Source organism: Micromonospora sp. R311, assembly GCF_056780015.1.
Genome location: NZ_JBSWCE010000080.1, coordinates 1 through 8,442 on the forward strand (window position 1 = coordinate 1; position 8,442 = coordinate 8,442).

Sequence of the window (8,442 nt, forward strand, 5' to 3'; positions counted from 1 at the left end):
CAACAAGACCGGCGCACCCGTCACCCGGTCACTGATCGCCTACGACCACTGACCGGGATTCGGAACTACTCGTCTAGGCGTCCCCATCAAGGTCACCATGTTGGTGCTGCCTCCGCAACAGGGAAAGGACCTCGACAACCTCGCCCTCGACGTGCTCCCAGCGGTCCACGAGGTGCTTCGACCCCATATCGAGCCACGGCGCCTCACCCCCAGGCTCCTTGCCGAGGGCGACCCGGCCGCCACGCAGACGAGACTGGAGCACGATCAAGCGCTCAAGCGGCTGAAGTCGCTCAACGCCCAGAGCGTCACCGCTTACCAGGTGGTCGAGCTGAAACGTCATCCGGAACACCCGCCGCAAGGGCTTCTGAGACTTACCCTCAGGCTCGGCGACGGGTACGACCATCACACCCAAAGCCCTGTGGAAACGCACCGACAGACGGCTGTGGCGCAGGCTTCACGCGCTCTGACGGACGACCAAAGCGGCGAGCACGGGTCCGGCGCCCACCACAGTGACGGATCGCCTCGGCCCGACATGGCACGGTGCAGGCGTCAGTCAGGACTTATTCTTATTCGTCGATGTCGGGCTCCTCGTCGGCTGATTGTGCGGTGCGGCGGTACCGGGGATGGTCTTCGTCCATCTGTATTGCCGCGTGCAGGGCGACGGGGTAGCGGGCGCGGCCGGACCAGTACATGGTTTGGTGACAGAGTTGGGCGGTGGCGAACGCGAGCGCTTCGTGGGAGACTCGGTCGTTGAGGGCGATGGGGAAGATCTCGGTGGCGGTCATCGTGTATCACGGTTCGGACATCTCACTCTTGCGGCGTTCTTCTCGATTCTCGGAGATGACGGAGCGTTTCGCGTCCCACCGGGTGTATTTGGCGCCGAGTCGGCCCGAGTTTCCGCCGTCGTAATTACGGGGAACATTACACAGGAGCCATACCGGGGTGCCGAAGTCCGTCTCGATCTCGTACAGAGCGTTGGTCGTCTCACCCTCCTTTTCGCCGTCTCGTGTGCTGAGCACGCGCGTGTATGCGACCGGCGGAGGCACTCTGTCGTCGGCGATGTTGATGCGGATGATCGCGTCGGGGCGTTCATCCTCTTGGAGGCTGTAGCCGGGAAGCCAGTATTTGCTTTTGCCCGGGCCGGGGTGGCTGCTCTGCTTGCTGTTCTGCAATCCGTCCCAGATGCGTCGGGCACTGTCCTCGTCGACGGTGACGACGTAGGGTCGGCCGTCGAGCTCTTCAACGAGGTCCTCGAGGGCGCGTTCGATGACGGCACCGATGTCGTCCCAGCGCTGACGGTAGGACTTCTTGCCGCCGGCTCCTGCGGGTACTGGATGGCGTGGAACTGGTTCTGGGCCGAGCGGTAGGGCTGCCAGTGAGGAACGGCCGAGCTCCAGCCACGCAGTTGCCACACGTCGCCGCGTGCCGCTGGCGGGACCAACGCGGAGGCCGGCCCGCTTCTGATGCAGCGAGCCGGCCGGGCGTCTCCGAGGCCATCCCCGGGATGGATCAGGCAGGCACCGTCCCGTTGAGGTACGCGTTGATCTGGTCGATCTCCAGTGCGTTGAAGACCTCAGGCTGGGCGGCGGCCTGATTCGAGTTGATGATCCGCTTGAACAGGTTGTAGTGCGCCATCGACCGCAGCCCGATGACGCGGTTGGGGGTGACCAGGTAACCGGTGCCGCCGGTGCTCCAGATGAGGTACATCAGTCCATCCTTAGTGACAATTTCAGGGGGAGATCCGGGCGCCCCGGCGTACGGGGCACCCGTGAGAACCGACTCGGGGTTAACTCGCTGACCGTTCGGCTGGAAGATCTCAAGATGCAGGTGCGGGCCGGTGGAGTGGCCGGTGGATCCCACGTTGCCAATGTGCTGGCCGGCGGCGACCTGCACGCCCGCCCCGACTCTGGGAGCCTCCCGCATGTGCCCGTAGACACTCCGCCAACCATCGGCGTGCGTGATGGTGGCGTTGTGGCCAAGGCCGCTCGCGCTGTACGAGACGCTGGTTACGGTGCCCGCCGCGATCGAGCGGATCGGATAGCCGAGGATCCCCGAGTAGCTGTAGTCCGTGCCGTTGTGCATCCTGGACTCGCCAGTGATCGGATCTGTCCGCATCCCGTACGGAGACGTGATCGGGACCCATTTGTCGAATGGCCGGTTCCATCTCGGCGTCGCGCCGTACGCGGCTTCTGCGAGCCATGCCTCCGGAATGATGCCGGCCGCCAGCGTGGCGGTGACCAGGCCAAGCAGATGGCGACGGTCGATGCCACGCGACGCCGCCCCATCCCCCGGCGATGTTTCGTCGAATGTCTGCATTCGGCCCCTTGCTCACGATGAATGACGACCGGAAACAATCCGCACCGAGGAGATCACCGAAGGTGACTTCTGCTCAGATTCAGGTGGCCGCTGGTTCGGGACGGACTGACCAGCCCCTTCGGCGGTGAACCAGCGAGCCTGCGTCCATCTGGGATCTTGAATATTAAGGTATCTAACTCAATTGGTGTCAAGGCTCGGTTTTCGCCGGGCCGGTACGGTCCGAAACCGCGTGAGCCGGGTGCCCTACCGGCTGGCCATGCCCGTGCCGAAACCCGCCCGACAGGCGACCGTCGGCCTGCATGCGGTCACCTTCGATGACGACCCTGCCCTCCTCGGCGCCGTAGGCACCCGCCTCGACGGCCTCGTCGTCGCCGGATTCGGCGTCGGCCCCGTTCCCGAATCCCTCGTCGACACCCTCACCACCCTCGCGGAACGGATCCCCGTTGTCCTCACCTCCCGCACCCCCGCCGAGCCGACGCTCACCCACACCTACGGTTTCCCCGGCTCCGAGCAGGACCTCATCGCACGCGGCCTCATCCCCGCCGGCTGGCTGCACCCCTACAAGGCCCGCATTCTGCTACGCGCCCTCCTCAGCGGCGAAGCGAAGCCACAGGAGGTCGCCACAGCGATAGCCACCGCAGGCGGGTTCACTGAGCACACCGCTTGGTTCTTGTCGATGACCAGGCCGGCCCCCGGGTCGGCGCAGCTCGTCGTCCAGGATCCGGCGCAGATCGTCCTTGGCGGCCAGGTCGAGGTCCCCGGACAGCCTGATGGTGCAGACCTCTCCCGACCGGTCGACGTGATGCCGCCAGACGATCTCGGGCTCCACGGGGAGCACCTCCAGGCTCTCGGTTGCGCACATGCCATGCCGTCGACCCGGGCTTGAACGGGCCGGCCGATGCCGGCGCAGGCCACGCACGGGCACGCGACCGGGACCGGCTCGTACCTCCCTCGGGTTCGCGGGTTCGCCCTGGTGCGTCGACCCGGCTCCGTTCGCCAAACGACTCTCTCCTGCAGATACCGCGCGAAACGCCTCCAGTGCGGCGGTTACGAGGTGGACCAAGGCGGTGGCGAGTCCCAGCGCCACCACCAACAGACGGAGCGTGCCGGCCGCAGGCGGCCCGTTTTGGGCACGGGCCAGACCGGGGCGGACGGTGTTTGCCAGGTTCGGAAAGGGGAACGACGGCGGGGCCGACGAGGAGGTTTGTGATGAGCGGTGCCGTCGATCAGCCCACGCCACCCTTTCGCGGGCAGTCGCAGTCGAGGCCGGGGCTGGACGCGCGGATGGACCCGCCGCCTCGCAATCAGGCGCCCGCGTTGCGGGGGTCCGGGAAGCTCGGCGGTTGCGTCGCGCTGATAACCGGTGGGGACAGCGGTATCGGCGCCGCCGTGGCTGTCCTGTTCGCCCGGGAGGGCGCGGACGTGGCGATCGTCTGCCTGCCCGAAGAGCTTGAGGACGCGGACCGCGTGCGCGAGTTGGTGGGGCGCGAGGGGCGGCGATGCCTGGTGCTGACGGGGGACGTGAAGGACTCGTCGTTCTGCGACACGGCGGTGGAGCGCACCGTCGCGGAGTTCGGCAGGCTGAACATCCTGGTGAACAACGCGGCCGTCATGTTCCAGTACTCGTCGCTGTCCGACGTGTCCGACGGTGAACTCGACGAGTTGTTCCGGACCAATGTCTCGGGCTACTTCTACATGGCCCGCGCCGCGATGCGACACCTGCCGACGGGCGGGTGCATCGTCAACTGCGGCTCGGTGGCCGGCTTCGAGGGCAATCCGTCGCTGATCGGTTACGCCGAGACCAACGGCGCGATACACACGTTCACCAAGTCGCTGGCGACGGAGCTGGTCTCGCGGGGCATCCGGGTGAACTGTGTGGCGCCCGGGCCGGTGTGGACACCGCTGAACGCCTCCAGCCGCACTCCGGAGCAGTTGGCTGGGTACGGCGACGCAACCGACGGCGTGCCGCTGGGCCGGCCCGCCCAGCCCGAGGAGATCGCCCCTGCGTTCCTCTTCTTCGCGAGCAACGCGGACAGCAGCTACGTCACCGGTGAGACCTTGGCCTTGTTCGGTGGGCAGGTCCTCGCCCGCTGAGCAGGCCCGACACCGGACCTGCATGCCTCATCTCTACGGTCGAAGTCCTGCAACTGTCGGTCTCGACCGGGTAAGGAGTGCGCATCGTGCTTGACCTGGACCCGCCCTTGCGAGCGGTCCACCGGCCCGACGGATACCTTCGCTTGGAGGACCTGGGGGTGATCGGGGACGGCGCGACCGTGGCGCTCGTCGGAGTGGACGGCTCGATCCCCTGGCTGTGCCTGCCCCGGTTCGACGCCGACGCGGTCCTCGCCGGTCTGCTGGACAACCAGCGCGGCGGACACTTCACCGTCACCCCGCCGGACCTTCGCGAGGGACGCCAGTACTACCTCCCGGACACCGCCGTGCTCGTCACCGAACTACGCACGGACACCGGTCTGCTCCAGATCACCGACGCCATCGTCGTACGCCCCGGCAGCGACCTCACCGACGACGCGCCCGCCGGCCGCTGTGAACTCGTCCGCTCGGCGCGTGTCCTCAGCGGCACCATCCGACTGGACATCGACCTACGCCCCCGCGACGGCGGCCAGACCCGCGCCGCGCTCGACGGTGTGGAACTCCGCCCCTCCCGGTGTCCCGACCTGCGACTACACCTACGCGCCAACAGACCGCTGACCAGCCTGCCGGCCAGTTTCGACCTGCACGAAGGCGAACAGGTGGACCTGGTCCTCTCCTGGGGTCGGATCCACCGCCACCACCGCTTCGACGCCGAGGAGATGCTGGCGACGACGGCCGACGCATGGCGACGCTGGATGACCAACTTCGCCTACAGCGGGCCGCAAGAGCCGCTGGTCCGTCGCGCGGCGATCACCCTCAAACTGTGTGACGACTGGGTCAACGGCGCGATGGTCGCAGCACCCACGTCCTCACTGCCCGCACCGATCGGCGGCGTCCGCAACTGGGACTACCGCTACGCATGGATCCGCGACGCCTCATTCACCGTGTTCGCCATGCGCCGCATCGGATTCGCCAACGAAGCCGATGCCTTCCTCGGATGGGTACTCGACGCCTTCGAACAGACTCCGGAACCACGAATCATGTACACCCTCGACGGCCGGCCCGTGCCCGGGGAGGTCGAGGACCCAGGACTGAGCGGCTACCGCGGTTCCGCCCCCGTGCACTGGGGCAACGGCGCGGCCGACCAACGTCAGCACGACGTCTACGGAGAAGTACTCGACTGCGCCGACCAATGGGTACGCGCTGGCGGGGAGCTTCAGCCGGCCCTGTGGGCCAAACTCCGCGACCTCGCCCACGCCTCCGAGCAGGCATGGCAGGAACCGGACCAGGGAATCTGGGAAGTGCGGAACGACAGCCGAGTGCTCACCTACTCGACCGGCATGTGCCAGGTGGCGCTGGACCGGGCGGCAGGTCTCGGCGAACAGCTCGGACTGCCAGGGCCGACAGACCAGTGGCGCACGACGGCCGCAGCACTGACCCGACGCATCCTCGAACAGTCCTGGGACGACAAGGCCCAGACGCTCAGCGCCCACCTCCACGGCGGCGGCGCGCTCGACGCGAGCCTGCTGGCCCTGCCCCTGCGGAAGGTGATACCCGCCACCCACCCACGGATGATCGCCACCGCCTCCGCCATCGCCGCACGCCTGGACGCAGGAGATGGGCTGCTCTACCGCTACCTGCACGACCAGACGCCGGACGGCATCGAGGGCGACGAGGGCGCCTTCGTGCTGTGCAGCTTCTGGCTGGTCGACAACCTCGTCCATCAGGGCCGCCTCGATCAGGCGCACGACCTGTACGCGTCCCTGTGCGCGAGGACGAGCCCGCTCGGTCTGCTGGCTGAACAGATCGACCCCACGACGGGCGGCTTCATCGGCAACTTCCCGCAGGCGTTCAGCCACATCGGGATCATCGCCAGCGGCGTGAACCTGGCCCGAGCCGGGGAGACCGCATGACCCCCGCCCGCACCCAGACCCGATCGCGACGGGAGAAGGCGATGATCGAGGTCTGCCGAGTCATCCCCACCACGGCCGAACGGATCTTCGCTGTCCTGGCAAACGGCTGGAGCTACGCGAGCTGGGTCGTCGGCGCCGCCCACATGCGGGCCGTCGACGACGGCTGGCCCGCCGTGGGCACCCGAGTCCACCACCGGATCGGCCCATGGCCACTGCACATCGACGACCGGACGATGGTGCGCAGGATGGAACCCGAACGGCTGCTCGAACTCGACGCGCACGCCGGACCACTCGGCGTCGCCCGCGTCCGACTGACACTGGAACCACTATCACCCACCACCACCCGGATACGGATGGGCTGGACGACGGTCACGGGCCTCGCCCACCTCCTCCCGAAAGCCACCCTCGCCCCGATCATCCGCCGCCGCAACGCGGAAACCCTGCACCGCGTCGAGGACCTCGCCATGCACCGGCAACTCCCCGCCACATAGGCGTCGACAGGTGGATGGTGCTCGGCGCAGCCACCTCGTGGTTCGATCTCGGCGTCGGGGTCGCGCGCACGCTGTTCGCCACATACCGCACTGCGACGGGTCTTCATGACTACAGGCCGCTGCGCAGCTTCGTCGTCCGTGGGTAAGGGGTGCCGTTGATCGTCGGCGTCCAGTCGGGCACGTTCTCTAGCGCCACCTCGACGAGCTCGGGCGGGGTGACGACCCCGCACTGGGAGTTCGAGGCGGACGCGGGCCGGGTCAGCTCATCGACGTTCAGGGCCGACTCGGTCCCGTCGCTCTGTCGGATGACCGGGCCCCAGATGTTCACGGCGCCGACGGCCCATGCACCGTCCTCGTAGTCCCAGTGGACCGTCGCCTTCTTGATCCGCGCGGCACGGCTCTTCACCTTCGCGGTGAAGCCTTCCGGCTGCAGCGACGTGTAGGCGTGCACGAGGACCTGGGTGGTCGTCGCGACGTGGGTGATGCCCGTCGGGGCTCCTCCTGTCTGTCCTGGCCGGAGGACAGTCCCAGATGCTGCTCGGCCTGACCGTTGCCTCGTCGGGTAGCGGGACTCGGAGACCTCCGGCGTCCAGTCGGGCGCGTACGCCAGGGCCGCGTCGAGGATCGCCGGCGGGGTGACGGTGCGGTAGGAGCGCTCGGAGCCGTCGTCGGGGTGGCTGGTCTCGTTCAGGCGCTGGCGGGACTCCCGGCCGTCCTTGTTCAGGAACGGGCCGGTGACCTGGACGAAGTTGATCCGCCACGCGCCGTCCTCGAACGCCCAGTAGACCTCGGCCTCGGCGACGCGGGCAGTGCGCCCCTTCACCTCGATCGTGACGCCCTCGACGCGGAGCGTCGTGTACGCCTTCACGGTGACCTCGGTCGTGGTTCGCCGACGGTGATCGTCACGCCTGTTCTCCTTGATACGGTCTGTCGATACAGCTTGCCCGGGAAGGCCCGATACTGCAGGCACGTGTCGGTAGGTCGGGAGGTGCTGTTCGGACTTATCGGCGATCCCACGGCCCGGCGTCGGCCCGTGCGGAGACACTTTCGGCGCAGACGTCGACGCCTCGTTAGTCTCCTCCCCCGGAACGCAGCCGGCACCACCCAGAACACGTCCCAGAGACTGTCGCGTGAGCACATGGACCCGTCGCTTTATCGTCCGAGCGGTGCGGACGCGCACCGACGAGTCGCCCGCCTGGGTCGCGACCGCGACGGATGCGGTCTGTCCGCGATTTCGCGGCAGACGGGGCTGGCCCGCACGGCGGCGGTGCGCTCGACGCGAGCCTGCTGGCCCTGTCCCTGCGGAAGGTGATACCCGCCACCTACCCACGGGTCGTCGCCACCGCCTCCGCCATCGCCGCACGCCTGGACGCAGGGGGCGGGCTGCTCTACCGCTACCTGCACGACCAGACGCCGGACGGCATCGAGGGCGACGAGGGCGCCTTCGTGCTGTGCAGCTTCTGGCTGGTCAACAATGCCTACCGAGCGGGAGACGTCTGGTTGCCAGACAGGTGGGCACGGCCCACGCGCCGCGATCGAACGGCTGGATCATCTCTAGACGAGTAGTTCCGATGTCAGGGGTCGATGTCTGGGTATGAAGAGAGGGCATCCAGGATCATGTTGTGACGCAA

7 protein-coding genes and 1 pseudogene are annotated in these 8,442 nt (G+C 67.7%); 5 read left to right on the plus strand and 3 right to left on the minus strand.

The window, feature by feature from the left end; translation table 11 throughout:
• Window positions 1-566 precede the first annotated feature (566 nt).
• Both AC1WTP_RS33840 and AC1WTP_RS33845 read right to left on the minus strand, forming a co-directional pair.
• Window positions 567-1,414: pseudogene (locus tag AC1WTP_RS33840) on the minus strand (RNAseH domain-containing protein).
• Window positions 1,415-1,509: 95 nt separating this feature from the next.
• The gene (locus AC1WTP_RS33845; protein ID WP_109906134.1) at window positions 1,510-2,316 is read right to left on the minus strand and encodes a M23 family metallopeptidase; all 807 of its coding nucleotides are present in this window, start codon (window positions 2,314-2,316) and stop codon (window positions 1,510-1,512) included.
• Window positions 2,317-2,545: 229 nt separating this feature from the next.
• Between AC1WTP_RS33845 and AC1WTP_RS33850 the strand changes: the two genes are divergently transcribed.
• The 4 genes from AC1WTP_RS33850 to AC1WTP_RS33865 all read left to right on the plus strand — a co-directional run bounded on the left by AC1WTP_RS33850 (window position 2,546) and on the right by AC1WTP_RS33865 (window position 6,811).
• Window positions 2,546-3,202, plus strand: coding sequence for an L-asparaginase family protein (locus tag AC1WTP_RS33850; RefSeq protein ID WP_109906132.1), 657 nt, complete (start codon window positions 2,546-2,548; stop codon window positions 3,200-3,202).
• Between the two features lie 323 nt (window positions 3,203-3,525).
• Window positions 3,526-4,410, plus strand: coding sequence for an SDR family oxidoreductase (locus AC1WTP_RS33855; RefSeq protein ID WP_109906138.1), 885 nt, complete (start codon window positions 3,526-3,528; stop codon window positions 4,408-4,410).
• Between the two features lie 143 nt (window positions 4,411-4,553).
• Window positions 4,554-6,320, plus strand: coding sequence for a glycoside hydrolase family 15 protein (locus tag AC1WTP_RS33860; RefSeq protein WP_481653287.1), 1,767 nt, complete (start codon window positions 4,554-4,556; stop codon window positions 6,318-6,320).
• Window positions 6,317-6,811: an SRPBCC family protein gene (locus AC1WTP_RS33865; RefSeq protein ID WP_233258159.1), complete on the plus strand. Its 495-nt coding sequence runs from the start codon at window positions 6,317-6,319 to the stop codon at window positions 6,809-6,811. Before AC1WTP_RS33860 ends, AC1WTP_RS33865 begins: the two co-directional genes overlap by 4 nt.
• A 109-nt stretch (window positions 6,812-6,920) precedes the next feature.
• Here the strand turns inward: AC1WTP_RS33865 and AC1WTP_RS33870 are convergent, their stop codons facing one another.
• Complete coding sequence (locus AC1WTP_RS33870; RefSeq protein WP_481653288.1) at window positions 6,921-7,679, minus strand: hypothetical protein; 759 nt, start codon at window positions 7,677-7,679, stop codon at window positions 6,921-6,923.
• 347 nt (window positions 7,680-8,026) lie between these two features.
• Between AC1WTP_RS33870 and AC1WTP_RS33875 the strand changes: the two genes are divergently transcribed.
• Window positions 8,027-8,377, plus strand: a complete 351-nt coding sequence (locus AC1WTP_RS33875; RefSeq protein ID WP_109906127.1) for a glycoside hydrolase family 15 protein — start codon at window positions 8,027-8,029, stop codon at window positions 8,375-8,377.
• The last annotated feature ends 65 nt before the right edge of the window (window positions 8,378-8,442 follow it).

Bases quoted from the DNA above. Each gene is read 5' to 3' on its own strand.
- AC1WTP_RS33845 (WP_109906134.1), bottom strand. From the start codon at position 2,316: ATGCAGACATTCGACGAAACATCGCCGGGGGATGGGGCGGCGTCGCGT.
- AC1WTP_RS33855 (WP_109906138.1), top strand. From the start codon at position 3,526: ATGAGCGGTGCCGTCGATCAGCCCACGCCACCCTTTCGCGGGCAGTCG.
- AC1WTP_RS33865 (WP_233258159.1), top strand. From the start codon at position 6,317: ATGACCCCCGCCCGCACCCAGACCCGATCGCGACGGGAGAAGGCGATG.
- AC1WTP_RS33875 (WP_109906127.1), top strand. From the start codon at position 8,027: ATGCGGTCTGTCCGCGATTTCGCGGCAGACGGGGCTGGCCCGCACGGC.